Genomic DNA, 24,830 nt, shown 5'->3' on the forward strand with positions numbered 1-24,830 from the left:
GTCAGGTTGTGGTCAGGGGGCGGGCGTTGGCTGGGGACGTCCGCATCCGCCGTTCCGCACCGAGGAGTTCACCATGCGCAGGTCCGCCCTGGCCCTGGCCGTCTGCGGCGTGCTCGCCGCCCCGCTCGTCACCGCCGCCCCCGCCTCCGCGGCCGTCGCCCCGGGCCCGTGGGAGCCGGTGCCCTCGCCGTCCTGGTCGTATCCGGCCGGGGCGCGCTGCGACGTCGCCGTGCACGGCGGGCCGGTCGTCGACGAGGTGGTGCGGCGCACCCTCGCGACGTACGAGGACGGCACCCGGGTCGTCGAGTACAAGGGCACGCTCGTGGTACGGGTGACCAACTCGGCGACCGGTGCCTCCCACGACGCGGACGCGAGCGGCCGGGCGGTCGTGGTGGTGCGCCCGGACCGCTCGCAGAGCTGGTACGTCACCGGTCCGATCCTGGCCGGCTTCGGCGAGGGCGGGGGGAACGTGGTGCGCGGGCTGTACACCGTGGACGGGACGTACACGCTGGAGGTCTCGGCCACCGGCTACAAGACCCTGGGCCTGCTGCACGGCTCGGTCGAGCCGCTGTGCGACAAGGTGTCCTGAGCGCGGCGGGCACGGGAAGGGCCCCCTCCGGAGTGGAGGGGGCCCTTCTCGTGGATCGGGCGGGGCGGGTCAGGCCGCCGAGCCGGCCTTCCAGGCCGACCAGTCCATGTTCCAGCCGTTGAGGCCGTTGTCCGGGGCGATCGTCTTGTCCTTGGAGTTCTTGACGATCACGACGTCGCCGATCATCGACTGGTCGTAGAACCAGGCGGCCATCTGCTTGGGGTCGCCGGCGCCCTTGACGTCGGCGAGGCCCACGCAGCCGTGGCTGGTGTTCACGGAGCCGAAGATGGAGCGGGAGCCCCAGTAGTTGCCGTGGATGAAGGTGCCGGAGGTGGACAGGCGCATGGCGTGCGGCACGTCCTTGATGTCGTACTCGCCCTTGCCGTCGGAGTCGGTGAAGCCGACGGTGGCGCCGTTCATCCGGGTCTCCTTGAACTTCTCGGAGATCACCATCTGGCCGTTGTAGGTGGTGTTCTCCGGGGAGCCGGCGGAGATCGGGATGGTCCGGATCACCTTGCCGTCGCGGACGACGGTCATCGTCTTCTTCTCGACGTCGACGGTGGAGACCTGGCTGCGGCCGACCTTGAAGGTGACGGTCTTCTGCTGGACGCCGAAGACGCCGTCGGCGCCCTCGACGCCGTCGAGGTCGAGCTTGAGGGTGACCGTCGAGCCGGCCTTCCAGTAGTCGTCCGGGCGGAAGTCGAGGCGCGTCGAGTTGAACCAGTGGCCGACGACCTCCTGGCCGGAGCTGGAGGAGACGGTGATGCCGCCCTGGACGGCCTTCTTGTCGGTGATCGCCTTGTTGAAGTTGATCGAGACCGGCATGCCCACGCCGACGGTCGAGCCGTCCTCGGGGGTGAAGTTGCCGATGAAGCTGTTCTCCTTCGACACGGTGGTGAAGGAGGAGTTCTCGTGCGCCTCCAGGCCCTCCGCGTCGACGGCGGTGGCGGCGATCTTGTAGACGGTGGCGCGCTCCAGCTGGCCGGCCGGCTTCCAGGAGAGGCCGTCCGCCGCTATCTCGCCCTTGACCTCGGTGCCCTCGGCGGAGGTCATGGTGACCTCGGTGAGCTTGCCCTCGGTGACGGCGACCTTGGCGGCGTTGTTGATGGAGGCGTTCTGCGAGCCGTTCTCCGGCGAGATCGTGATCTGCGCCTTGGAGGTCTTCTGCTCGGCGGCCTCGTCGACCTGGGCCTGGGAGGTGGCGGTGGGCGAGCCGGACCCGGCCGGGCCCGACGCGTCGTCGTCGTTGCACGCCGAGAGCACGAGTACGCCGCTGAGCACGGCCGCCGCGGCTGCCAGGCTCCTGCGGCGCTTGCCGACCGTCATCACACGCTTCTCCATCGTCGCCGATTCCCTGTCAATCCATCAGAACACCCGTGCCACCCCTCCGGTTCCGGACGGGGGCGGTTTGTGGGGAAGACCACTGAGCGGCACCGGGCCCCACCGATCGACACGCAACGGCGGAGCGTCCGGTTCCCGGCGTCCCGGGACCGGGACGCGGAACGGCCCCGGGACGGCGTCCCGGGGCCCGCGGACGGGGCGGCCGGCGCCGCCCCTACCGCCGGTCAGGCGCGCTCGTCGTCTTCCTCGTCCCCATCTTCCTCGTCCAGCTCCCACTCCATCGCATCGGGGTCGTACTCGATCTCCTCGCTGCTCCAGGCGGCCTGGACGAGCTCGACGCCGGGCAGGCCGCGGACCAGGTCGAAGGGCTCCACCAGGTAGGCGAGGGCCTCGGAGGGGTCCTCCCGGACGGCGGCCCGGGCGTGCTCGCGCTCCTCGGCCGGCATGAACTCGTCGGAGTCGATCCGCTCCTCCGCGGCGGCGGTCAACTCGGCCGGTCCGTCGATCTCCAGGACGATGTCGACGCGGAGCCGGACGTGGCGGGGGGCGGTCTCGGTGCCGGCGGTGGCGGGGGTTTCGGAGGTGCTCATGGCTGGGAGCGTAGGGTCTGTCCGGCCTCGGCTTTCCCACGACCCGCTGGGTTCACTAGCATCGGCGCACCGCGGGCTTCCCGCGGGGCTTTCCGTGAGGGAGAACGAGATCCGCGTGCCCGCCGCCCGACGTCCGCTGCTGACCGCCACCGCGGCGGGGACCCTGCTGTGCGCCCTGTGGTTCGTCCCGTCGGCGAACGCCTCCGACACCGCTCCCGGGGCGGCCGTACGGAGCGGGAGCACCGGGCCCGCGACCGGCCGGCTCGCCGAGACCGGGGGGCCCGACACGACGGCGTACGTGCTCGGCGGGACCGGTTTCCTCGGCGTGGGCGCGGGCTTCGTGGCGCTGGCGATGCGGCGGCACGGGCGCGCGTCCTAGGAACGGCGGAAGGGCCGCCCCCGGGTGGGGGCGGCCCTCGGGCGCCGGGGCGGGCCGGGTCAGGCCAGCGGGCCGGTGACCGGCTCGACGGCGGCGACCAGGCGGCCCTCGCGGACGAAGGCGTCGGCGGCGGCCAGGTCGGGCGCGAGGAAGCGGTCCGGGCCGGGGCCCTCGACGCCGGCGGCGCGCAGGGCGTCGATGGCGGCCCGCGAGGCGGGGGCGGGGGTGAGGCCCTCGCGCAGCTCGATACCGCGGGTGGCGGCGTACAGCTCGACGGCGATGATCCGGGCGAGGTTGCCGACGGCGGTGCGCAGCTTGCGGGCGGCGGACCAGCCCATGGAGACGTGGTCCTCCTGCATGGCGGAGGAGGGGATGGAGTCGGCGGAGGCCGGGACGGCGAGCCGCTTCATCTCGCTGACCAGGGCGGCCTGGGTGTACTGGGCGATCATGAGGCCCGAGTCGACGCCGGCGTCGTCGGCGAGGAAGGGCGGCAGGCCGTGGCTGCGGTTCTTGTCGAGGAGCCGGTCGGTGCGGCGCTCGGCGATGGAGCCGAGGTCGGCGGCGGCGATGGCGAGGAAGTCGAGGACGTACGCGACGGGGGCGCCGTGGAAGTTGCCGTTGGAGCGGACCTCGCCGTTGCCGAGGACGACCGGGTTGTCGACGGCGGCGGCCAGTTCGCGCTCGGCGACGAGCAGGGCGTGGGCCATCGTGTCGCGGCCGGCGCCGGCGACCTGCGGGGCGCAGCGGATCGAGTAGGCGTCCTGGACGCGGGGGGCCTCGCCGGCCTGGAAGTGGCCGGTGAGGCCGGAGCCCTTGAGGACGGCCAGCATGTTGGCGGCGGAGGCGGCCTGGCCGGGGTGGGGGCGGATGGCGTGGAGTTCGGGTTCGAGGACCTTCTCGGTGCCGAGGAGGGCTTCGAGGGAGAGCGCGGCGGTGACGTCGGCCGACTTGTAGAGGACGTCGAGGTCGGCGAGGGCCATGATCAGCATGCCGAGCATGCCGTCGGTGCCGTTGAGGAGGGCGAGGCCCTCCTTCTCGCGCAGGACGACGGGCTCGATGCCGGCGGCGGCGAGCAGTTCGCCGGCGGGCTGCACGGTGCCGTCGGGGCCCTCGGCGTCGCCCTCGCCCATGAGCGCGAGGGCGCAGTGGGAGAGCGGGGCGAGGTCGCCGGAGCAGCCGAGGGAGCCGTACTCGTGGACGACCGGGGTGATGCCGGCGTTGAGGACGTCGGCCATGGTCTGCGCGACCTCGGGGCGGACGCCGGTGTGGCCGGAGGCGACGGTCTTGAGCCGCAGGAACATCAGGGCGCGGACGACCTCGCGCTCGACGCGCGGGCCCATGCCGGCGGCGTGCGAGCGGACGATGTTCCGCTGGAGCTGGGTGCGCAGCTCGTGGTCGATGTGCCGGGTGGCGAGCGCGCCGAACCCGGTGGAGACGCCGTAGACGGGCTCGGGCTTGGCGGCGAGGGCGTCGACGACGGCGCGGGAGGCGGCGAGCGCCTCGACGGCGCCGGCCGACAGCTCGACGCGGGCGCCGTGACGGGCGACGGCGATGACGTCCTGCGGGGTCGTGCCGGACGTGCCGAGAACGACTGTCTGCATATCCATATTCAGCACCCTACGGATTGAAGACCGACCTGTCACTAGGCAATGTGTCACTGGCCCCCACCGGCACGGACCCTTACGGCTCCGGGGGCAGCCCCACCGTCGGGGCGTCGCGGAAGCGGCGGCGGTCGCGGGCGCCGGGCGGGGCGTCGGCGAGGCGGACGACGGTGCCGTCGCGGCCGGCCACGACCGGCTTCGACGAGCGGGCGGCCTTGGCCTGGTACTGGGCCGCGTCGGCGAGGCGGAAGAGGCGGCGGGCGGACTTCAGGGGGCCGATGGGGTCGCCGGTGGAGGCGACGCCGCAGGCGACGCCCTCGCCGAGCTCCAGCTCCGCGGCGCGGACGCACAGCTCCTCCGCCACGGCGACCACCTCGTCCGCCGTCGGGCCGACGGCCAGCAGGCAGAACTCGTCGCCGCCGAGGCGGGCGGCGAGGGCGCCGGGCAGCCGGGCGCCGCAGCGGGAGAGGACCGAGCCGAAGCGCTCGAGGAGGCGGTCGCCGACGGCGTGGCCGTGGGTGTCGTTGACGCGCTTGAGACCGTTGAGGTCGCAGACGACGAGGCTGACGACCGAGCCGTCGGCGCGGTAGCGCTCGATGGCCTCGTCGAGGCGGGAGTCGACCGCGCGGCGGTTGGCGAGCCCGGTGAGGGGGTCGGTGAAGGCGAGCTTGCGGACCTCCTCCAGCCGCTCGGCCTGGGCGATGCCGGCCGCGACGACCGCCGCGAGGACGTTGGCGAAGTCGGCGTCCTCGGTGGTGAAAGGTTTCGCCCCGTCGGGACGGGCCACGTACAGCTCACCCCAGGCCCGGCCGTGCAGCACGATCGGGGCGACCACGCAGCAGCGGCGGCCGCGCCGCCGCAGGCCCTCCACCCGGCCGGTGACCCGGGGCGCGTCGGCCGTCTCGATCCAGGCGTGCGGACCGGCGCCGGTCGCCCACCGCTCGTGGAGGAACTCGGTGATCTCCGGGAACTGGTGCACCGGATACGTCTCCGCGTCCGGGAACTCCTCCTCGCCGACCGCCCGGTCCCCGGCGTTCACCAGGACCCGCAGCCGCCCGTGGTCCCGCTCCCAGACCGACAGGGCGCCGAAGCTCCCGCCGAGCCCGGCGCACGCCCCCAGGGCCGCGGCCCGCCAGAACTCGCGCGGGGTGTGCGCCGCCGCCATCCCCTGCGCCAGCGCCACCACGGCCCGCAGCCGCACGTCCTCTCCCATTCCTCCAGCTTAGGGAGGTTTGATCCGTTTTCCCTTCCGAGACGTCACGGAAAGTTACATTTCGTAGAAAGCGGGATCAATCAGTCACTCTCCGGGCCAGGACGGCTTCCGCTTCTCGTTGAAGGCCGCCACGCCCTCGGCGCGGTCGCCCGAGAAGGCCACCGAGCGCCAGGCCGCGTCCTCGACCTCCAGGCCGGCCCGCAGGTCCAGGCCCTGGCCCAGCCGCATCGCCTTCTTCGCCGCGCGCAGTCCGACCGGCGAGTTCGCGGCGATCCGCCCGGCCAGCTCCAGGGCGGCCGTGCGGGCGTCCTCCGCGACCACGTCCACCAGGCCCAGCTCCGCGGCCTCGGCGGCCTCCACCCGGCGCGCCGTGAAGACCAGCTCGGCGGCGCGCGCGGCGCCCACCCGGCGCGGCAGCAGCTGCGTACCGCCGCCGCCCGGGATGACGCCGACGGAGACCTCGGGGAGACCGACGACGGTCGTGGCGTCGGCGACGATCAGGTCGCAGGCGAGCGCCAGCTCGTAGCCGCCGCCGAGGGCGAAGCCGTGCACGGCCGCCACGGTCGGCATCGGCAGCTCCAGGACGCCGGTGTAGGCCGCGCGGGCGGTGGGCCGCTGGCGGACCAGCTCGGCGTCGGTGAAGGAGTTGCGCTCCTTCAGGTCGGCGCCGACGCAGAACGCCCGGTCGTTCGAGGAGGTGAGGACGGTGACCCGGACCTCCCGGTCGGCGGCGAGCGCCGCGCAGGCCTCGCCGATGGAACGGGCCATCTCGGAGGAGACCGCGTTCATCGCCTTGGGCCGGTCGAGGACGAACTCGGCGACGTGCCCCTCCTTGCGGACCAGCACGAACTCACCAAAACGCTGCTCGGACATCTCCTGCGCCCTCCCGGTTAACGACGGTTCACATCTGCACCGGGAGGGATCTTAGGTCGGGCGGCGGTTCAGGAGCCAGGGCTCCACGACGCCGAGGCCGCGGACGGACCGCTGCCACATCGGCTGGAGCGCGAAGCGGTACGTCTCCGGGGCCCTGCCCTCCTTCTCGGCGCGGGCGGCCTGCTCCGCCGCCTCGGCCTCGGAGACGGGCACCTCGCCGGTGCGGGTCAGCTCCTCGGCGAAGGCGCTGTCCACCAGGACGGCGTCCTTCGGCGCTATCGAGGTGAGCCGGCTGGCGAGGTTCACGGTGGTGCCGAAGACGTCGCCCATCCGGGTCGTCACGGTGCCGAAGGCGATGCCGACCCGCAGCGCCGGCATGGTCTCGTCCTGGCTGAGGGTCTCGATCAGGCGCAGCGCGATCTCGGCGGCGATGCCGGCGTCGTCCGCCGCGTAGAGCACCTCGTCGCCGAGGGTCTTGATGAGCCGGCCGCCGTGCGCGGCGACCAGGTCGGCGCAGGTGGTCTCGAAGGCCTCGACCAGCTCGCCCAGCTCCTCCTCCTCCAGGCGGCGGGTGAGGCGGGTGAAGCCGACGAGGTCGGCGAAGCCGACGGCGAGCCGGCGGTCGACCATCTCCTCGTCGTCGGCGGCCTGCGCGACCCGGCCGGTGGCGGCGGCGAGCTGCCGCCGCCACACGTAGATCAGGAACTCCTCCAGCTCGGGCAGGAGCAGCTCGACCAGGGGGTAGGTGACCTCGGCGCGGGTCATACCGGGCTCGGGCGGCTCGGTCAGGCCCTCCAGGAAGGAGTCGATCTGCCATTCGGCCAGTCGGGCGGTGGTCTGCCCGGTGGAGCGGGCGACCTGCACCGCCATCGGCTCGCTGAGCAGCCCCGCCTCGACGAGGCCGGCGAGCCGCCGCAGGGCGAGCACGTCGGCCTCGGTGAGCGCCTTGGCCTGTCCGATGTCGGCGAAGCCCATGGCCCGCCAGAAGCGGGAGGCCAGCTCCATGGAGACGCCTGCGGTGCGGGCGGCCTGGAAGGGGGTGTAGCGGCGGTCCGCGCCGAGGATGAGCTGTTCGAGGCGGATGGCGAGCGGGTCGTCGGTCGGTTCGACCGTGTGGTCGACGGCGTGGTGGGGGGTGGGGTACGCCGAGGTGCCGGCGGCCTCGGCCGCCCCGGACGGCCCGTCGGACCGGCCCTCACCCTCGTTCGCGTCGTCGACGGTCACCGGCCGCCTCCTGCCCGTTCCCTGCCGCTGCCCACTGTCCTGCCGATCTGTTCGCCTGGATCGCGCTCCACGATACGACAGGTGTGGGCTGGCTCACGCCGGAACGGTCCGGGGTGCTCAGCCGGTGGCGCGCAGGTGGACGATGTCGCCCGCGCCGACCGCTTCCGTGCCGCCGCCCTCGGTGGCCACCACCAGGCGTCCGTCGCCGTCCAGGGCGACCGCGTCGCCCTCCAGCACCCGCTCGCCCGGCAGGTCGGCGCGGACCCGGCGGCCGAGGGTGGCGCAGCCGGCCGCGTAGGCGGCCTGGACGCCGGAGGCCTCGGGGTCGCCGTCGGCCCGCACCCAGGCGCCGTACCAGTCGGCGAGTGAGCGCAGGACGGCCCGGAGCAGGGTGTCGCGGTCGGTGGAGACGGCGCCGGCCAGGAGGAGGGAGCCGGCCGTGGGGACGGGCAGCTCGTCGGCGCGCAGCGAGACGTTGACGCCGAGCCCGACGACGACGCCGTCCTCGCCGGCCCGCTCGGCGAGGATCCCGCCGGCCTTGCGCTCCTCGCCGTCCACGGTGACCAGGAGGTCGTTGGGCCACTTGAGGGAGACGTCGGTGCCGGCGGCCTTCACCAGGCCGGTGGCGGCGGCCACCCCGGTGAGCAGCGGGAGCCAGCCGAGCCGGTGCGCGGGCACGTCGGGCTTGAGCAGGACGGAGAGGAAGAGCCCGGACCGGGCGGGGGCGCTCCAGGTGCGGTCGAGCCGGCCGCGCCCGGAGGTCTGCTCCTCGGCGACGAGCACGGCCCCTTCGGGCAGTTCGGCCGCCCGCGCGGCCAGGTCGGAGTTGGTCGACCCGGTGCTCCTCACCACGTCGAGCGAGCGCCACAGTCCGTCCGGGAGGAGGAGGGCCTGGCTCAGCACGCGGGCGTTGAGCGGGGGGCGTTCGAGGTCGGACCACGGTCCGCCGGAGGTGTTGGGGGACGTCATGCAAGCCAGAGTAGGTGTGGCAAAGACCGCAGTGCCGAACCGTATCGCCGTCGATACGCTACGGGTCAGTAGGCCACCAGTAGCCCATTCGCAGCCAACGAACCCCCCGTGACCAGGCAGGGAGCCGCATCCCGATGTCCGAGCCGGCAGAGCAGTACGAGATCGACATTCACACGACCGCGGGCAAGATCGCGGACCTCAGGCGTCGCATCGACGAGGCCACGCACGCCGGCTCCGAACGCGCGGTGGAGAAGCAGCACGCGAAGGGGAAGCTGACGGCGCGCGAGCGCATCGCCCTGCTGCTCGACGAGGGCTCCTTCGTCGAGCTGGACGAGCTGGCCCGGCACCGCTCCACCAACTTCGGCCTGGAGAGGAACCGGCCGTACGGCGACGGCGTCGTCACCGGCTACGGCACGGTGGACGGCCGTCCGGTCGCCGTGTTCTCGCAGGACTTCACGGTCTTCGGCGGGGCGCTCGGCGAGACGTACGGCCAGAAGATCATCAAGGTGATGGACTTCGCGCTGAAGACCGGCTGCCCGGTCGTCGGCATCAACGACTCCGGCGGCGCCCGCATCCAGGAGGGCGTGAGCGCGCTCGGGATGTACGGCGAGATCTTCCGCCGCAACACCCACGCGTCGGGCGTGATCCCGCAGATCTCGCTGGTCGTGGGGCCGTGCGCGGGCGGCGCGGTGTACTCCCCCGCCATCACGGACTTCACCGTGATGGTGGACCAGACCTCGCACATGTTCATCACGGGTCCCGACGTCATCAAGACGGTGACCGGCGAGGACGTGGGCTTCGAGGAGCTGGGCGGCGCCCGGACGCACAACTCGACCTCGGGCGTGGCGCACCACATGGCGGGGGACGAGAAGGACGCCATCGAGTACGTGAAGCAGCTGCTCTCGTACCTGCCGTCGAACAACCTCTCGGAGGCCCCGGCCTTCCCGGAGACGGCGGAGACCGAGGTGTCGGACGAGGACCTGGAACTCGACGCGCTGATCCCGGACTCGGCGAACCAGCCGTACGACATGCACAAGGTGATCGAGCACGTCGTGGACGACGGCGAGTTCCTGGAGACCCAGGCGCTCTTCGCGCCGAACATCCTGACCGGCTTCGGCCGGGTGGAGGGCTTCCCGGTCGGCATCGTGGCCAACCAGCCGATGCAGTTCGCCGGCTGTCTGGACATCAACGCCTCGGAGAAGGCCGCGCGCTTCGTGCGCACCTGCGACGCCTTCAACATCCCGGTGCTGACCTTCGTGGACGTGCCGGGCTTCCTGCCGGGCGTGGACCAGGAGTACGGCGGCATCATCCGGCGCGGCGCGAAGCTGATCTACGCGTACGCCGAGGCGACCGTCCCGCTGATCACGGTCATCACCCGGAAGGCCTTCGGCGGCGCGTACGACGTCATGGGCTCCAAGCACCTGGGCGCGGACCTGAACCTGGCGTGGCCGACGGCGCAGATCGCCGTCATGGGCGCGCAGGGCGCGGTGAACATCCTGCACCGCAGGACGATCGCCGAGGCGGAGGCGAACGGCGAGGACGTCGAGGCGGTGCGGGCGCGGCTGATCCAGGAGTACGAGGACACCCTGCTCAACCCGTACATCGCGGCCGAGCGCGGTTACGTCGACGGGGTGATCCTGCCGTCGGAGACCCGGGCGCAGGTCGTGAAGGGTCTGCGTCAGCTGCGGACGAAGCGGGAATCCCTGCCTCCGAAGAAGCACGGCAACATCCCGCTCTAGCCCTCGGGAGGGACAGCACGATGATCAAGGTCGTACGAGGCAACCCGACGCCCGAGGAGCTGGCCGCCGCACTGGCGGTGGTCCAGGCCCGGGCCGCGGCCACGGCGGCGGCGGCCGCGCAGGGCGGCGGCCCGGCGGTGCCGGAGGGCTGGTCGGACCCGTCGCGGATCGCGCGTTCGGTCCGTCCGCGGCCGGGCCCGCGGGCCTGGGCGCGGTCCTACTGGCCGGTCTGACCGGTCCGGACGGTGTGACGTGGGCGAAGGCCGGACCCCGTGTGCGGGGGGTCCGGCCTTCGTCGTGCGCGCTCAGCGGCGCCGCAGGAGGAGCGCCGGGACGAGGACCGCCACCAGGACGAGGGCGGCGTTGACGGCGACGGCGCGGGCGATGCCGTCCGGGAGCGTGGCGGCGGTGACGACGACGGCGCTCATCACCGGGGTGCCGAGGGTGATGCCGACCTGCTGGGTCATGGTGGCGATGCCGGTGGCCATGCCCTGCTCGCCGTCGGGGAGGCCGGAGGTGGCGGTGACCATGAAGCCGACGATGGCGAGCATGTTGCCGACGCCGCCGGCGAAGGTGGCGGCGAGCAGCAGGCCGTACGTGCTCCGCCCGTCGCCGATGCCGAGGAGGGCGAGGGTGGCGGCGGCCTGGAGGAGCCCGCCGGCGACGAGGGCGGCGCGGGGCGAGAAGCGGCCGAGGAAGCGGGGGGCGAGCAGGCCGCCGAGGACGGTGCCGGCGCCGAGGACGCCGAAGGAGAGGCCGGCGGCGAGCGGGGAGAAGCCGAGCACGTCCTGGAGGTGCAGGGTCATCAGGAAGACCAGCGAGGTCTCGGTGGCGAAGGCGGCGAGCCCGGCGAGGTTGCCCCAGACCACGGTGCGGCGCCTCAGGACCCGGAGGGGGACGAGGGGGGCGGCGGAGCGGCGCTCGACGAGGGGGAAGGCGGTGAGCAGGACGGCGGCCGCGGCGAGCGGCAGCAGGGCGCCGGGGGCGGTCCAGCCGTGCTCGCCGGCGGCGGTGAGGCCGAGGACGAGGGCGAGGAGGCCGCCGGTGACGGTGACCGCGCCGGGGACGTCGAGTCGGGGGCGTTCGGCGGGGCGGCTCTCCTTCAGGACGGCGGGGGCGACGAGGAGGACGGCGAGCGCGACCGGCACGTTGACGAAGAAGGCCCACCGCCAGGAGAGCAGGTCGGTGAGGACGCCGCCGAGGACGGCTCCGGTGGTGAACCCGGCGGACATCAGGGCGCCGTTGAGGCCGAGGGCCTTGTCGCGGAGCGGGCCCTCGGGGAAGGCGGAGGTGAGCAGGGAGAGGCCGGCGGGGGTGACGGCGGCGGTGGCGAGGCCCTGGGCGACGCGGGCGGCCATGAGCAGTTCGGGGGTGGTGGCGAGGCCGCCTGCGAGGGAGGCGGCGCCGAGGACGGCCATGCCCGCGAGGAAGACGCGGCGGCGGCCGAGGAGGTCGGCGAGGCGCCCGAAGAGGAGGGTGAAGCCGGCGGCGGAGAGGGCGAAGGCGGTGGCGATCCACTGGAGGCCGCCGAGGGAGAAGCCGAGTCCTTCGCCGACGACGGGGAGGGCGACGTTCAGGATCGAGAAGTCGACGGCCAGCATGAACTGGGCGACGAGGAGGACGACGAGGACGAGCCGCATCCGTCCGTCCATGCGGACGGGCGCGGCCGGGGCGGGGCGTGCTGCGAGCGCGACCATGACGGGACCCCTTAATGGGAGACTGGTTCCGTTAAGATGGGCGAGACGCTAGCAGACTCCGGCGCCTTAACGGAACAGGAGACCCATTTGAACGAGAACAGCGGGACGCGCGAGAGCGGCGGGACGCGCGGGGACGAGAGCGCGGGCGGGAGCGGCGGGACGCCGGACCCCTCGTCCGGACCCGGCACCCGACGGCCCGGAGGCCGTACTGCGAAGGTGCGCCGGGCGGTCCTCGACGCCACCCAGGAGGCCCTCGCCACCGGCGGCTTCCCCACCCTGAACATGGATCAGATCGCGGCCGCCGCCGGCGTCGGCAAGACCACCGTCTACCGCCGCTGGGGCTCCCCCGTCGGCCTGGTCGCCGACCTCCTGCGCGACATGGCCGAGCAGTCCGTGCCCGCCGCCGACACCGGCAGCCTCGCCGGCGACCTGCGGGCCAACGCCGACCTCGTACGGGAGACCCTCACCGATCCGCGGATGGGCGCCGTCTTCCGCGCGGTCCTCGCCGCCGCCGCCTGCGACGCGGAGTGCGCCCGGGCCCTGAGCGGCTTCTACCGCACCCGGCTCGCCGCGTGGGCGCCGGTCGCGGAGCGGGCGGCGGCCCGCGGCGAACTGCCCGCGGGCACCGACCCGACGGAGCTGCTGCGGGCCGTCTCGGCGCCGCTCTACTACCGCTTCTCCGTCACGTACGAGGAGCTGTCGCCCGCCGACGCCGAGCGGGCCGTCACGGCGGCCCTGGCCGCCGCGGCGGCGGGCGCGTACGCCTCCTGAGCGGGATTCCGGGAGCGCTTGAGTATCCGTACTCAGGCGCCCCGCCGCCCCGCACCGCACCATCGGGAACATGCTGTGGTCCGACCCCGAGAACAAGCCGCCGAAGTTCCTGCGCGAGGCGCAGGAGATGCTGCGCCGGTCGGGCGTGGTGCTGGCGCTGGCCATGGTCGTCCTGATGCTCGTGATGGGCGCGCGCTGAGTACGCTGCCCCCATGACTGCTGATCACCCGGGCGGCACGCCCCGCCGCCTCGTCCTCGCCTCCGCCTCCCCGGCCCGGCTCGGCCTGCTCCGCCAGGCCGGCCTCGCCCCCGAGGTGATCGTCAGCGGGGTGGACGAGGACAAGGTCCACGCCCCGACCCCGGCCGAGCTGGCGCTGTCCCTGGCGGAGGCCAAGGCGGCGCACGTGGCGGCCCGCCCCGAGGCGAGCGGCGCGCTGGTGATCGGCTGCGACTCGGTCCTGGAGCTGGACGGCAGGGCGCTGGGCAAGCCCGCCGACGCCGCCGAGGCGACCGCCCGCTGGCAGGAGATGCGGGGCCGCGTCGGCGTCCTCCAGACCGGCCACTGCGTGTACGACACGGCGGCCAAGCGGTACGAGTCGGCGACGGCCTCGACCGTGGTCCGGTTCGGCGAGCCGACGGACGCGGAGATCGCGGCCTACGTGGCGAGCGGCGAACCGCTGCACGTGGCGGGCGCCTTCACGCTGGACGGCCGCTCGGCGCCGTTCATCGAGGGCATCGACGGCGACCCGGGCAACGTGATCGGCCTGTCGCTGCCGCTGCTGCGCCGGCTCCTCGCCAGGCTCGACGTGGGCATCACCGACCTCTGGACCGCCTGAGCCGGACCGGATCCGGCCGGTCCGGCCGAGTCCGCGTCAGGCCTCGGCCGGCTCCGGGGCCCCGGCGCGCGCCGGGGCCCCGGGCTCCTTGCCGTACGCCACCAGGGTGAGCACGACGAGGGCGACGACGGTCATGAGGGCGGCGAAGGCGGTCCAGCCGACCAGGGCGGCGGCGACCGCGGCGAGGAGTCCGTGGACGACCGCGCAGCCGATCAGCAGGCCCCGCCCGAGCCGGCCGGGGCGCCGGTCGCGGACGCCCGCGACGAGGGCGGTGAGGGCGCAGAGGAGCAGGGCGAGGCCGGAGCCGATGCCGAGGGCCCAGGTGCCGGTGACCATGTGGTCGGGATCGAGTCCGTCGAGGGACATCGACTGGACCTCGACGAACCGGGCCATGACCGCGTTGAGCCCGACGACGGCGGGCGCCTCCACCAGGAGGACGGCGGCCGTGACGCATGCGATCGGTCTGCGGGCCACCTCGGCCACCCCCTGAATGCGACTGTTACCGACAGTACGGTCGACAGCGCGAAGGCTACTGGCCGGTAAACGTCGGGACAAGGGTTCGCGCGTCATGGCCGAAGGGCGACGTTCCGGCAAAGAATCATTCCGCCATTCGTAGGGACTCCACAAAGAAACCCGAATGGCGACTGGCCCCGCGAACAGAGACCTGCGCCACACCTCAGGGCTACTGTGCCGTAAAGGAACCCTGCGTACCGTGGTGCGACAAGGGATTTCACGACCCGAGCGAGCCCCCGACGACACTCCGTGTGGGCAAGCTCACCCGTGGGGACGGGTCGAGGGGCCGTGTCGGCAGTCCCTAAACTCAGCTTGTTTTCAAGGAGGGAGCCATCGTGCGCAAGGTGCTCATCGCCAACCGTGGCGAAATCGCTGTTCGTGTCGCCCGTGCCTGCCGGGATGCCGGGATCGCCAGCGTAGCCGTCTACGCGGACCCGGACCGGGACGCCCTGCACGTCCGCGCGGCCGACGAGGCGTTCGCCCTGGGCGGTGACACCCCGGCCACCAGCTACCTGGACATGGCCAAGGTGCTCCAGGCCGCGAAGGACGCCGGCGCGGACGCGGTCCACCCCGGCTACGGCTTCCTCTCCGAGAACGCGGAGTTCGCCCAGGCCGTGATCGACGCCGGTCTCACCTGGATCGGCCCGCCGCCGCAGGCGATCCGCGACCTCGGCGACAAGGTCGCCGCCCGTCACATCGCCCAGCGCGCCGGGGCCCCGCTCGTCGCGGGCACCCCGGACCCGGTCTCGGGCGCGGACGAGGTCGTCGCCTTCGCCGAGGAGCACGGCCTGCCGATCGCCATCAAGGCGGCCTTCGGCGGCGGCGGCCGCGGCCTCAAGGTCGCCCGCACCCTCGAAGAGGTGCCGGAGCTCTACGACTCCGCCGTGCGCGAGGCCGTCGCCGCCTTCGGCCGCGGCGAGTGCTTCGTCGAGCGCTACCTCGACAAGCCGCGCCACGTCGAGACCCAGTGCCTCGCCGACCAGCACGGCAACGTGGTCGTCGTCTCGACCCGTGACTGCTCGCTCCAGCGCCGCCACCAGAAGCTCGTCGAGGAGGCGCCCGCGCCGTTCCTGACGGACGAGCAGAACGCGCAGCTGTACGCGGCGTCGAAGGCGATCCTGAAGGAGGCCGGCTACGTCGGCGCCGGCACGGTCGAGTTCCTCGTCGGCATGGACGGGACGATCTCCTTCCTGGAGGTCAACACCCGCCTCCAGGTGGAGCACCCGGTCACCGAGGAGGTCACCGGCATCGACCTGGTCCGCGAGATGTTCCGGATCGCCGACGGCGAGGAGCTCGGCTACGGCGACCCGGCCATGCGCGGCCACTCCTTCGAGTTCCGCATCAACGGCGAGGACCCGGGACGCAACTTCCTCCCGGCCCCCGGCACGGTCACCCTCTTCCAGCCGCCGACCGGCCCGGGCGTCCGCCTGGACGCGGGCGTCGAGTCCGGCTCGGTCATCGGCCCGGCCTGGGACTCGCTGCTCGCGAAGCTGATCGTCACCGGCGCCACCCGCGAGCAGGCTCTCCAGCGCGCCGCCCGCGCGCTCGCCGAGTTCAAGGTCGAGGGCATGGCCACGGCCATCCCGTTCCACCAGGCCGTCGTGGTCGACCCCGACTTCACCGCCGACCCGTTCCGCGTCCACACCCGGTGGATCGAGACGGAGTTCGTCAACGAGATCAAGCCGTTCGCCCCGGCCGGTGCCGACGCGGAGGACGACGAGGCCGGCCGCGAGACCATCGTGGTCGAGGTCGGCGGCAAGCGCCTGGAGGTCTCCCTCCCGTCGTCGCTGGGCATGTCCCTGGCGCGCACGGGTCTGGCCGCCGGTGCCAAGCCGAAGCGCCGCGCCGCCAAGAAGTCCGGCCCGACGGCCTCGGGCGACACCCTCGCCTCGCCCATGCAGGGCACGATCGTGAAGGTCGCGGTCAAGGAGGGCCAGGAGGTCAAGGAGGGCGATCTGATCGTCGTCCTGGAGGCCATGAAGATGGAGCAGCCGCTCAACGCGCACAAGTCCGGCACCGTCACGGGCCTGAGCGCCGAGGTCGGCGCGTCGGTGACGTCCGGCGCCGGCATCTGCGAGATCAAGGCCTGACGGCCCGTCCGATCGCGTGGAAGGGCCCGCAGGCAGCCGCCTGGGGGCCCTTCGCCGTATCCGGCGGAAGGGGCGGCGGCTCACTGCGTCGGGGTCGTGCGGGACGGGACCGGGTCGTACGGAGGCGGCGCCAGGGCCGTACGGTTCGGAGCCCGGCCGTGCGGGGCGGGGGCTCAGCGGCGGCGGAGGTCCGCCACCCGGGCCGTGCGCTCCAGGGGTTCGGCGCCGAGGCCGCCGGGACCGGGGCCGCGGAACTGTCCGCCGGGCATCCTGCCGCCGCGCTGCACGGGCAGCGGCACGTCACGGCGGCCCCGGACGCCCGGGGGCAGCTGCTCGGCGGCGGGGACGCCGCCCTGCCCGGTGCCGGCCACGGCGATCTGCACGCCCTGGTCGGCGAGGGCCTGGAGCTCGGTGGCGGCCCGCTCGTCGTGCGGCGGAGGCTCGTCGGTGACCAGGCGGGTGATCACGTCCGTCGGCACCGTCTGGAACATGGTGTCGGTGCCGAGCTTGGTGTGGTCGGCGAGGACGACGACCTCGGCGGCCGCCTGCACCAGCGCCCGGTCCACGCTCGCGGAGAGCATGTTGGACGTGGAGAGGCCGCGCTCGGCGGTGAGCCCGCTGCCGGAGAGGAAGGCGCGGGAGACCCGCAGCCCCTGGAGCGACTGCTCGGCCCCGCTGCCCACGAGGGCGTAGTTGGAGCCGCGCAGGGTGCCGCCGGTCATGACGACCTCCACCCGGTTGGCGTGCGCCAGGGCCTGGGCGACGAGCAGCGAGTTGGTGACCACGGTGAGACCGGGCACCCGGGCGAGCCGGCGGGCCAGCTCCTGGGTGGTGGTCCCGGCGCCGACGACGATGGCCTCGCCCTCTTCGACCAGGCTCGCGGCGACGTCGGCGATGGCCGTCTTCTCCGCGGTCGCGAGATGGGATTTCTGCGGGAAGCCGGATTCTCGCGTGAATCCGCCCGGCAACACCGCACCGCCGTGCCGGCGGTCGAGGAGTCCTTCTGCCTCCAGGGCCCGTACGTCGCGGCGCACGGTCACTTCGGAGGTCTGGACGACGCGGGCGAGCTCGCGGAGCGACACGGCCCCATTGGCTCGCACCATTTCGAGGATCAACTGGCGACGTTCTGCAGCGAACACGAAACTGACAGTAACGTGCGGCGCGGATCCTTTTCAGCACTATGGGCCGGATTGCGGAAGATGCACACGGGCGGGGCTCCCAAGTGGTATAGGAAGCCCCGCCCTTGATCCGTTCCGCGCCTGGACTATGCCCCGTCTTGCCGGGGGTTGTCCGAGTCGGCGAACCGTTCCCGCAGGCGGGGGCGGTGTTCGCCGCTCCGGGCGCCCCCGCCCCGCGGGAGGTCAGCCCTCGCCCGAGGTCTTTCGGGTGTGCAACTGCCGTGCCACTTCCGCGATCGAGCCCGACAGGGAGGGGTACACGGTGAAAGCATTTGCGATCTGTTCGACCGTCAGATTGTTGTCGACCGCGATCGAGATCGGGTGGATCAGCTCGCTCGCCCGGGGGGCGACGACACAGCCGCCGACCACGATGCCGGTGCCGGGGCGGCAGAAGATCTTGACGAAGCCGTCCCGGATGCCCTGCATCTTCGCGCGGGGGTTGCGCAGCAGCGGCAGCTTGACGACCCGGGCGTCGATCTTGCCCGCGTCCACGTCCGCCTGGGTGTAGCCGACGGTCGCGATCTCGGGGTCGGTGAAGACGTTCGACGAGACCGTCTTGAGGTTGAGCGGGGCCACCGCGTCGCCGAGGAAGTGGTACATCGCGATCCGGCCCTGCATGGCGGCGACCGAGGCGAGCGCGAAGACGCCGGTGACGTCGCCGGCGGCGTAGACGCCCGGGGCGGAGGTGCGGGAGACCTTGTCGGTCCAGATGTGGCCGGAGTCCTTGAGCCGGACGCCGGCCTCCTCCAGGCCCATCCCGGCGCTGTTCGGGATCGCGCCGACGGCCATCAGGCAGTGGGTGCCGGAGATGACCCGGCCGTCCGCGAGGGTGACCTCGACCCGGTCGCCGACCCGCTTGGCGGACTCGGCGCGGGAGCGGGCCATGACGTTCATGCCGCGGCGGCGGAAGACGTCCTCCAGGACCGCGGCGGCGTCGGGGTCCTCGCCCGGCAGCACGCGGTCGCGGCTGGACACCAGGGTGACGCGGGAGCCGAGGGCCTGGTAGGCGCCGGCGAACTCGGCGCCGGTCACGCCGGAACCGACCACGATGAGCTCCTCCGGGAGCTCCTTGAGGTCGTAGACCTGCGTCCAGTTCAGGATCCGCTCGCCGTCGGGCTGGGCGTCGGCCAGCTCGCGCGGGTGGCCGCCGGTCGCGATCAGCACCGCGTCGGCGGTCAGCGTCTCCTCGGTGCCGTCGGCCGCCGTCACGATCACCTGGCGGGAGCCGTCGACGGCCTGGCGGCCGGAGAGCCGGCCCCGGCCGCGCAGCACCCGGGCGCCGGCCCGGGTGACGGAGGCGGTGATGTCGTGCGACTGGGCGAGCGCGAGCCGCTTCACCCGTCGGTTGACCTTGCCGAGGTCCACGCCGACGACGCGGGCGGCCTGCTCCACGTGCGGGGTGTCGTCCGCGACGATGATGCCCAGCTCCTCGTAGGAGGAGTCGAAGGTGGTCATCACCTCGGCGGTGGCGATCAGGGTCTTGGAGGGGACGCAGTCGGTCAGGACGGACGCGCCGCCGAGGCCGTCGCAGTCGACGACGGTCACCTCCGCGCCGAGTTGGGCGCCCACCAGGGCCGCCTCGTATCCGCCGGGTCCGCCGCCGATGATCACGATCCGGGTCACTGGGATCTACGCCTCGCGCTCTCGTTCTGCCGGGGGTGTGCGGCCCCCGCTGGGCTGCAGTGCGTACGCCATTGTCCCGCACGCTTCAAGTGCGTACCCCATTGTCCCGTACCGGGCGGACTCCCTCGCGCCGGGGCCGGAAAAACCCCGCCGGGACGCGGCGGAGGCCCCCGTACGGCCGCCACCTCGGGGTTCGCCGGACACCCCCGTCCCTCCCGTACCCTCGGACCCATGTCGCTCTACGCCGCGTACGCCGGCAACCTCGACCCGCGGCTCATGACCCGCCGCGCCCCGCACTCCCCGCTGCGCGGCACCGGCTGGCTGAACGGCTGGCGGCTCACCTTCGGCGGGGAGCAGATGGGCTGGGAGGGCGCGCTCGCCACCCTCGTGGAGGCCCCGCGCCAGCAGGTCTTCGTGGCGCTGTACGACATCGCCCCGATGGACGAGGACTCCATGGACCGGTGGGAGGGCGTCGGGCTCGACATCTACCGGCGGATGCGGGTCCGGGTGCACACCCTCGACGGCGAGGAGCCGGCCTGGGTCTACGTGCTCAACGCGTACGAGGGCGGGCTGCCGTCCGCGCGCTACCTCGGCGAGGTCGCCGACGCGGCGGAGTCGGCGGGGGCGCCGCACGACTACGTGATGGAGATCCGCAAGCGGCCCTGCTGAGGCCTTCCCCCGTCCGGGCGCCGGAGCGCCTTCGTGGGAAACGACAAGACAACGATCGCATGTCCGTCCGCGCCGTCATCTACGCGCGTAGGAATTCTCCGGCTAGGCTTCTTCGCGAACGAATTCCGTCCGGGGCCACCTCCCTCGGACCCCCTCCCCGAGGCGAGAGAGCCAGTGAACGCTACTGCCACCCCGTACGAGGCCGCCGAGGCCGCAGCCGCGCGACTGCGCGAGCTGACCGGAGTCGAGAACCACGACGTCGCCCTGGTCATGGGCTCGGGCTGGGCCCCGGCCGTGGACGCCCTGGGCGCCCCCGAGGCCGAGTTCCCCGTCACCGAGCTGCCGGGCTTCCCGCCGCCGGCCGTCGAGGGCCACGGCGGCAAGGTCCGCTCGTACAAGATCGGGGAGAAGCGCGCCCTGGTCTTCCTCGGCCGCACCCACTTCTACGAGGGCCGCGGCGTCGCCTCCGTCGCACACGGCGTCCGCACCGCCGTCGCCGCCGGCGTGAAGACCGTCGTCCTCACCAACGGCTGCGGCGGCCTGCGCGAGGGCATGCGCCCCGGCCAGCCGGTCCTCATCAGCGACCACATCAACCTGACGGCCGCCTCGCCGATCGTCGGCGCGAACTTCGTCGACCTCACCGACCTGTACTCGCCGCGGCTGCGGGCCCTGTGCAAGGAGGTCGACGAGACGCTGGAGGAGGGCGTGTACGTCCAGTTCCCCGGCCCCCACTACGAGACCCCCGCCGAGATCAACATGGTCCGGGTCATGGGCGGCGACCTCGTCGGCATGTCCACCGTCCTGGAGGCCATCGCCGCGCGCGAGGCCGGCGCGGAGGTCCTCGGCATCTCCCTCGTCACCAACCTGGCGGCGGGGCTCTCGGGCGAGCCGCTGAACCACGAGGAGGTGCTCCAGGCGGGGCGCGACTCGGCGGCGCGGATGGGTGAACTGCTGACCCGGGTCCTCGACCGGATCTGACGTCCTCTCCGCGGCCCCCGCACCGCCGGCCCGGAGCCGGGCGGACGGCCGCGGGAGCGCGGGCCCGGCGGGACGGGGGCCGCTGCGCGGGGCCTCTCCCCGCCCCGCCCCTTCCCGAAACCGGGGCTCCGCCCCGGATCCCGGCCCTCAGGTGCCGGACGGGCTGATTTCAGCCCGTCCGGCACCTGAGGACACGGCCGAAGGCCGTACGGGGCCCGGGGGCTCGCCCCCGGTTTCGGGAAGGGGCGGGGTGGGGGAAGGCTCCGCGCAGCGGACCACCGCGCCCCACCCGCGCACCCCGCACCCTCCCCCACCACCCCACCACCCCGCCCGCACACGAAAGGCGCACCACCGTGACGCAGGACGAACTCCTCGCCCGGGCCCAGGCCTGGCTCGCCGAGGACCCCGACAGCGAGACGCGCGACGAACTCGCCGCGCTGATCGAGAACGGCGACACCGACGAGCTGACCGTCCGCTTCGCCGGGACGCTGCAGTTCGGCACCGCCGGGCTCCGCGGGGAGCTGGGCGCCGGGCCCATGCGGATGAACCGGGCCGTGGTGATCCGGGCCGCCGCAGGTCTCGCCGCGTACCTCAAGGCGCAGGGGCAGGCCGGCGGACTGGTCGTCATCGGGTACGACGCCCGCTACAAGTCCGAGGACTTCGCGCGCGACACCGCCGCCGTGATGACGGGCGCCGGGCTGCGCGCCGCGCTGCTGCCGCGCCCGCTGCCGACGCCGGTCCTCGCGTACGCCATAAGGCACCTGGGCGCGGTGGCCGGCGTCGAGGTGACGGCGAGCCACAACCCGCCGCGCGACAACGGCTACAAGGTGTACCTGGGCGACGGCTCGCAGATCGTGCCCCCGGCCGACGCCGGGATCGCGGCCGAGATCGACGCCGTGCGGGCGCTGGCGGACGTGCCGCGCCCGGACGGCGGCTGGGAGGTGCTCGGCGAGGAGGTCCTGGAGGCGTACCTGGCCCGCACCGACGCCGTCCTGACCCCCGGCTCGCCGCGGGGCGCGCGGACCGTCTACACCGCCATGCACGGGGTGGGGAAGGACGTCCTGACGGCGGCCTTCGCCCGGCACGGCTTCCCGCCGCCGGCGCTCGTCGCCGCGCAGGCCGAGCCCGACCCGGCGTTCCCGACCGTCGCCTTCCCGAACCCCGAGGAGCCGGGGGCCATGGACCTCGCCTTCGAGGCGGCCCGGGCCGTCGGCCCCGACCTGGTCATCGCCAACGACCCGGACGCCGACCGCTGCGCCGTGGCCGTGCCGGACGCGTCCGTGGAGGGCGGCTGGCGGATGCTCCGCGGCGACGAGGTCGGCGCGCTGCTCGCCGCGCACCTGGTGCACAAGGGGGCGCGGGGCGTCTTCGCGGAGTCGATCGTGTCGTCCTCGCTGCTCGGCCGGATCGCGGAGGCGGCCGGGGTCGGGTACGAGGAGACGCTGACCGGCTTCAAGTGGATCGCCCGCGTCGAGGGGCTGCGGTACGGCTACGAGGAGGCGCTCGGCTACTGCGTGGATCCGGAGGGCGTCCGCGACAAGGACGGCATCACGGCGGCGCTCCTCGTCGCCGAGCTGGCCTCGGAGCTGAAGGAGCGGGACCGGACGCTGACGGACCTGCTCGACGACCTGGCGGTCGCGCACGGCCTGCACGCCACGGACCAGCTGTCGGTGCGCGTGGAGGACCTCGGGATCATCGCGAACGCGATGGCCGCGCTGCGCGAGAAGCCCCCGGTGCGGCTCGCGGGGCTGGCCGTCGTCTCGGCGGAGGACCTGACGAAGGGCACGGAGTCGCTGCCGCCGACGGACGGCCTGCGCTACCACCTGGACGGCGACTTCAAGGCCCGCGTGATCGTCCGCCCCTCCGGCACCGAGCCCAAGCTCAAGTGCTACCTGGAGGTCGTGGTCCCGGTCGCCGACGCGAGCGGCCTGGCCTCGGCGCGGGCGACCGGCGCCGAGGTGCTGGGCGCGCTGAAGAAGGACCTGGCGGCGGCCGCGGGGCTGTGACCGGGGCGTGAGGCACGGGGAAGGGCCGGTACGGGGTTCCGTACCGGCCCTTCCCCGTGCCCCGCCGCCGGTTCCGGTTCCGGTTCCGGCTCCGACCCCGGCTCCGGTTCCGGTTCCGCCGCCGTCGTCGTCGGCCCGGGTTCCGTCAGCCGAAGCGGCCGCTGACGTAGTCCTCCGTGCGGGGGTCGGCCGGGGAGCCGAACATCGTCTCCGTGGGGCCGTGCTCGACGATGACGCCGGGCGTGCCCTGTTCGGCGAGGAAGAAGGCGCAGGAGTCGGAGACCCGGGCGGCCTGCTGCATGTTGTGGGTGACGATCACGATCGTCACCTCGGACTTGAGCTCGGCGACGGTCTCCTCGACCCGGTGGGTGGAGGTCGGGTCGAGGGCCGAGCAGGGCTCGTCCATGAGGAGCACGCGGGGGCGGACGGCGAGCGCGCGGGCGATGCAGAGGCGCTGCTGCTGGCCGCCGGAGAGGGCGCCGCCGGGCTGCCGGAGCCGGTCCCTGACCTCGTTCCAGAGCCCGGCCCTGGTCAGGCACTCCTCGACGAGGGCGTCCTTCTCCTCGCGGCTCGCCCGGACGCCGCCGAGCCTGAGGCCGGCGAGGACGTTCTCGTACAGGGACATCGCGGGGAAGGGGTTGGGCTTCTGGAAGACCATGCCGATCTCGCGGCGGGCGTGGGTGATGCGGCGGCCCCGGTCGTAGATGTCGGCGCCGTCGAGGAGGACGCGGACCGACAGGGCGGCGGAGCCGACGAGTTCGTGCATTCGGTTGAGGATGCGCAGGAAGGTGGACTTGCCGCAGCCCGACGGTCCGATGAGGGCGGTCACCTCGTGGGCGGGCATGGCGAGCGAGACCCGGTCGAGGACCTTGCGGTCGCCGAACCAGGCGGAGACGGCCTCGGCTTCGAGCGCGCCGGCGCGGCCGGCCGGGGGCGCCGGCGCGGGGACGGGCGGCAGGGTGGCGGTGGCGGCGGGGTCGGTCATGCGGGCATCAGCTCCACGGCTTTCAGAGGAGGTTGGGGAGGAGTCGGGTCAGTTCGCCGGAGACGAGGACGCCGAGTGCGACGAGCACCGGGGTGGCGGCGGTCCAGGTCTGGCGGGGGCCCCAGCGGCGGCGGGCGACGACGGTGAGGACGGCGGCGATGCCGAACCGTCCGGCGTCCGGCTCCCAGTTCTCGGTGGTGAGGAAGGAGCCGCCGGCCCGGCCGAGGGCCTGCCGGGCGCGGTGCAGCAGGAAGCCGCCGACGAGGAGCATCACGGCGAGGACGAGGCCGCCGCCGGCGCGGGCGACGCCGCGGAAGACCCGGTCGGCGGGGCCGGGGTCGGCGTGCAGCCGTCTGGGCGTGTCGGGCGGGCCGTCGGGCCGCGCGTCAGGGGCGCCCGGCGGCGCGGTCGGCGGCGCGCTCGGGTCGGTCGTCTCGGTCGTCACGGGAAGGACGTAAGTCCCGCCCGGTTGACGTGTTCGCCACGAGGCGTGAACGAGGGGCGCCCGAGGGGCAACTTCCGTTCACCATAAGGCGGTCGAGGCCCACCGGGCGGCCTCGGAGGCCAGCAGGGCGCGGAAGCGGTCGTAGGCGGAGCGGCAGGTGGAGTGGCGCTCGTACGCCCTCCCGGAGAGCGCCGCGGTCCGTCCCTCGGCGTCGCGCAGCAGCCAGACCCAGCCGTTGCCGCCCGCGGTGTGCTGCACCCCGCCCCCCAGGGTCGCGTGCTCCGCGCAGAGCGCCGCGAAGGCGGTCCGGCAGGCGGTGTGGTCGGCGAAGCACTGCCCCGACCGCGCCACCACCCGTCCGTTCTGCGCGACCAGCCGCCAGCCGTACCGGCCGTCGGCTCTCACGTCCACCAGACAGCGCGTCCCGGACACACCGGTGTCCTTGGTCATTGCCCCCCACCCCCACAGTCTCGGCACGGGCAATCTATTGACGCCGCCGGGATCGTTGGGGAGTAAACCAA

General features: G+C 73.6%; 25 protein-coding genes. 11 read left to right on the top strand and 14 right to left on the bottom strand.

What is annotated here, in order from left to right; all coding sequences use genetic code 11:
- The first annotated feature begins 73 nt into the window (after positions 1-73).
- Positions 74-589: a hypothetical protein gene (locus ACFW6A_RS17265; protein WP_386641302.1), complete on the top strand. Its 516-nt coding sequence runs from the start codon at positions 74-76 to the stop codon at positions 587-589.
- A gap of 69 nt (positions 590-658) precedes the next feature.
- Here the strand turns inward: ACFW6A_RS17265 and ACFW6A_RS17270 are convergent, their stop codons facing one another.
- Both ACFW6A_RS17270 and ACFW6A_RS17275 read right to left on the bottom strand, forming a co-directional pair.
- Positions 659-1,930, bottom strand: coding sequence for an Ig-like domain-containing protein (locus tag ACFW6A_RS17270; protein ID WP_386482119.1), 1,272 nt, complete (start codon positions 1,928-1,930; stop codon positions 659-661).
- A gap of 224 nt (positions 1,931-2,154) precedes the next feature.
- Entirely contained in the window at positions 2,155-2,520 is a 366-nt protein-coding gene (locus ACFW6A_RS17275) for a hypothetical protein (protein ID WP_351844623.1), read from the bottom strand.
- 115 nt (positions 2,521-2,635) lie between these two features.
- On the opposite strand from ACFW6A_RS17275, the gene ACFW6A_RS17280 reads away from it, so the two are divergent.
- The gene (locus tag ACFW6A_RS17280) at positions 2,636-2,899 is read left to right on the top strand and encodes a hypothetical protein (RefSeq protein WP_351844654.1); all 264 of its coding nucleotides are present in this window, start codon (positions 2,636-2,638) and stop codon (positions 2,897-2,899) included.
- Positions 2,900-2,958: 59 nt separating this feature from the next.
- Here ACFW6A_RS17280 and hutH read toward each other — a convergent pair whose 3' ends face one another.
- From hutH to ACFW6A_RS17305, 5 genes are all read right to left on the bottom strand, one after another.
- Positions 2,959-4,500 (bottom strand): histidine ammonia-lyase, encoded by a 1,542-nt coding sequence (gene hutH, locus ACFW6A_RS17285; protein WP_351844656.1) that lies wholly within the window; start codon positions 4,498-4,500, stop codon positions 2,959-2,961.
- A 79-nt stretch (positions 4,501-4,579) separates the two neighbouring features.
- Positions 4,580-5,713, bottom strand: coding sequence for a GGDEF domain-containing protein (locus tag ACFW6A_RS17290; protein ID WP_351844625.1), 1,134 nt, complete (start codon positions 5,711-5,713; stop codon positions 4,580-4,582).
- Positions 5,714-5,797: 84 nt separating this feature from the next.
- Complete coding sequence (locus ACFW6A_RS17295) at positions 5,798-6,586, bottom strand: enoyl-CoA hydratase-related protein (protein WP_351844627.1); 789 nt, start codon at positions 6,584-6,586, stop codon at positions 5,798-5,800.
- A gap of 51 nt (positions 6,587-6,637) precedes the next feature.
- On the bottom strand, positions 6,638-7,810 hold the full coding sequence (locus ACFW6A_RS17300; RefSeq protein WP_351844629.1) for an adenylate/guanylate cyclase domain-containing protein: 1,173 nt from the start codon (positions 7,808-7,810) through the stop codon (positions 6,638-6,640).
- Between the two features lie 117 nt (positions 7,811-7,927).
- The gene (locus ACFW6A_RS17305; protein ID WP_351844631.1) at positions 7,928-8,779 is read right to left on the bottom strand and encodes a biotin--[acetyl-CoA-carboxylase] ligase; all 852 of its coding nucleotides are present in this window, start codon (positions 8,777-8,779) and stop codon (positions 7,928-7,930) included.
- A 134-nt stretch (positions 8,780-8,913) separates the two neighbouring features.
- Between ACFW6A_RS17305 and ACFW6A_RS17310 the strand changes: the two genes are divergently transcribed.
- Together ACFW6A_RS17310 and ACFW6A_RS17315 are read left to right on the top strand one after the other, a co-directional pair.
- Positions 8,914-10,518 carry an acyl-CoA carboxylase subunit beta gene (locus tag ACFW6A_RS17310; RefSeq protein WP_351844633.1) on the top strand — a complete coding sequence of 535 codons (1,605 nt, stop codon included), beginning with the start codon at positions 8,914-8,916 and terminating at the stop codon, positions 10,516-10,518.
- A 20-nt stretch (positions 10,519-10,538) separates the two neighbouring features.
- Complete coding sequence (locus ACFW6A_RS17315; protein WP_043227015.1) at positions 10,539-10,751, top strand: acyl-CoA carboxylase epsilon subunit; 213 nt, start codon at positions 10,539-10,541, stop codon at positions 10,749-10,751.
- A gap of 72 nt (positions 10,752-10,823) precedes the next feature.
- Here the strand turns inward: ACFW6A_RS17315 and ACFW6A_RS17320 are convergent, their stop codons facing one another.
- On the bottom strand, positions 10,824-12,215 hold the full coding sequence (locus ACFW6A_RS17320; protein WP_351844636.1) for an MFS transporter: 1,392 nt from the start codon (positions 12,213-12,215) through the stop codon (positions 10,824-10,826).
- An 87-nt stretch (positions 12,216-12,302) separates the two neighbouring features.
- Here ACFW6A_RS17320 and ACFW6A_RS17325 point away from each other — a divergent pair, with 87 nt between their 5' ends.
- From ACFW6A_RS17325 to ACFW6A_RS17335, 3 genes are all read left to right on the top strand, one after another.
- Positions 12,303-12,986 (top strand): TetR/AcrR family transcriptional regulator, encoded by a 684-nt coding sequence (locus ACFW6A_RS17325; protein ID WP_351844638.1) that lies wholly within the window; start codon positions 12,303-12,305, stop codon positions 12,984-12,986.
- Between the two features lie 70 nt (positions 12,987-13,056).
- Entirely contained in the window at positions 13,057-13,185 is a 129-nt protein-coding gene (gene mmpB, locus ACFW6A_RS17330; protein ID WP_351844640.1) for a morphogenic membrane protein MmpB, read from the top strand.
- A gap of 13 nt (positions 13,186-13,198) precedes the next feature.
- Positions 13,199-13,822, top strand: coding sequence for a nucleoside triphosphate pyrophosphatase (locus ACFW6A_RS17335; protein ID WP_351844642.1), 624 nt, complete (start codon positions 13,199-13,201; stop codon positions 13,820-13,822).
- Positions 13,823-13,858: 36 nt separating this feature from the next.
- Here ACFW6A_RS17335 and ACFW6A_RS17340 read toward each other — a convergent pair whose 3' ends face one another.
- On the bottom strand, positions 13,859-14,296 hold the full coding sequence (locus ACFW6A_RS17340) for a hypothetical protein (RefSeq protein WP_386484539.1): 438 nt from the start codon (positions 14,294-14,296) through the stop codon (positions 13,859-13,861).
- 374 nt (positions 14,297-14,670) lie between these two features.
- Here ACFW6A_RS17340 and ACFW6A_RS17345 point away from each other — a divergent pair, with 374 nt between their 5' ends.
- Complete coding sequence (locus tag ACFW6A_RS17345; protein ID WP_386641306.1) at positions 14,671-16,425, top strand: acetyl/propionyl/methylcrotonyl-CoA carboxylase subunit alpha; 1,755 nt, start codon at positions 14,671-14,673, stop codon at positions 16,423-16,425.
- Between the two features lie 173 nt (positions 16,426-16,598).
- Here ACFW6A_RS17345 and ACFW6A_RS17350 read toward each other — a convergent pair whose 3' ends face one another.
- On the bottom strand, positions 16,599-17,528 hold the full coding sequence (locus ACFW6A_RS17350; RefSeq protein WP_229916572.1) for a DeoR/GlpR family DNA-binding transcription regulator: 930 nt from the start codon (positions 17,526-17,528) through the stop codon (positions 16,599-16,601).
- A gap of 258 nt (positions 17,529-17,786) precedes the next feature.
- Positions 17,787-19,226, bottom strand: coding sequence for an NAD(P)H-quinone dehydrogenase (locus ACFW6A_RS17355; RefSeq protein WP_351850592.1), 1,440 nt, complete (start codon positions 19,224-19,226; stop codon positions 17,787-17,789).
- Positions 19,227-19,457: 231 nt separating this feature from the next.
- Between ACFW6A_RS17355 and ACFW6A_RS17360 the strand changes: the two genes are divergently transcribed.
- The 3 genes from ACFW6A_RS17360 to ACFW6A_RS17370 all read left to right on the top strand — a co-directional run bounded on the left by ACFW6A_RS17360 (position 19,458) and on the right by ACFW6A_RS17370 (position 22,879).
- The gene (locus ACFW6A_RS17360) at positions 19,458-19,895 is read left to right on the top strand and encodes a gamma-glutamylcyclotransferase (protein ID WP_043227006.1); all 438 of its coding nucleotides are present in this window, start codon (positions 19,458-19,460) and stop codon (positions 19,893-19,895) included.
- A 174-nt stretch (positions 19,896-20,069) separates the two neighbouring features.
- A complete protein-coding gene (locus tag ACFW6A_RS17365) occupies positions 20,070-20,873 on the top strand; it encodes a purine-nucleoside phosphorylase (RefSeq protein ID WP_351099485.1) in 804 nt (267 codons plus the stop codon).
- A gap of 353 nt (positions 20,874-21,226) precedes the next feature.
- Entirely contained in the window at positions 21,227-22,879 is a 1,653-nt protein-coding gene (locus ACFW6A_RS17370; protein WP_351850591.1) for a phospho-sugar mutase, read from the top strand.
- 145 nt (positions 22,880-23,024) lie between these two features.
- Here ACFW6A_RS17370 and ACFW6A_RS17375 read toward each other — a convergent pair whose 3' ends face one another.
- From ACFW6A_RS17375 to ACFW6A_RS17385, 3 genes are all read right to left on the bottom strand, one after another.
- Complete coding sequence (locus ACFW6A_RS17375; RefSeq protein ID WP_386641309.1) at positions 23,025-23,864, bottom strand: phosphate ABC transporter ATP-binding protein; 840 nt, start codon at positions 23,862-23,864, stop codon at positions 23,025-23,027.
- A gap of 22 nt (positions 23,865-23,886) precedes the next feature.
- Entirely contained in the window at positions 23,887-24,309 is a 423-nt protein-coding gene (locus ACFW6A_RS17380) for a hypothetical protein (protein ID WP_351850588.1), read from the bottom strand.
- A 78-nt stretch (positions 24,310-24,387) separates the two neighbouring features.
- Positions 24,388-24,759: a DUF1508 domain-containing protein gene (locus tag ACFW6A_RS17385; protein WP_386485042.1), complete on the bottom strand. Its 372-nt coding sequence runs from the start codon at positions 24,757-24,759 to the stop codon at positions 24,388-24,390.
- Between the last annotated feature and the right edge of the window lie 71 nt (positions 24,760-24,830).

The sequence above is a fragment of the Streptomyces sp. NPDC058758 genome (assembly GCF_042746075.1).
Lineage (GTDB): Bacteria > Actinomycetota > Actinomycetes > Streptomycetales > Streptomycetaceae > Streptomyces.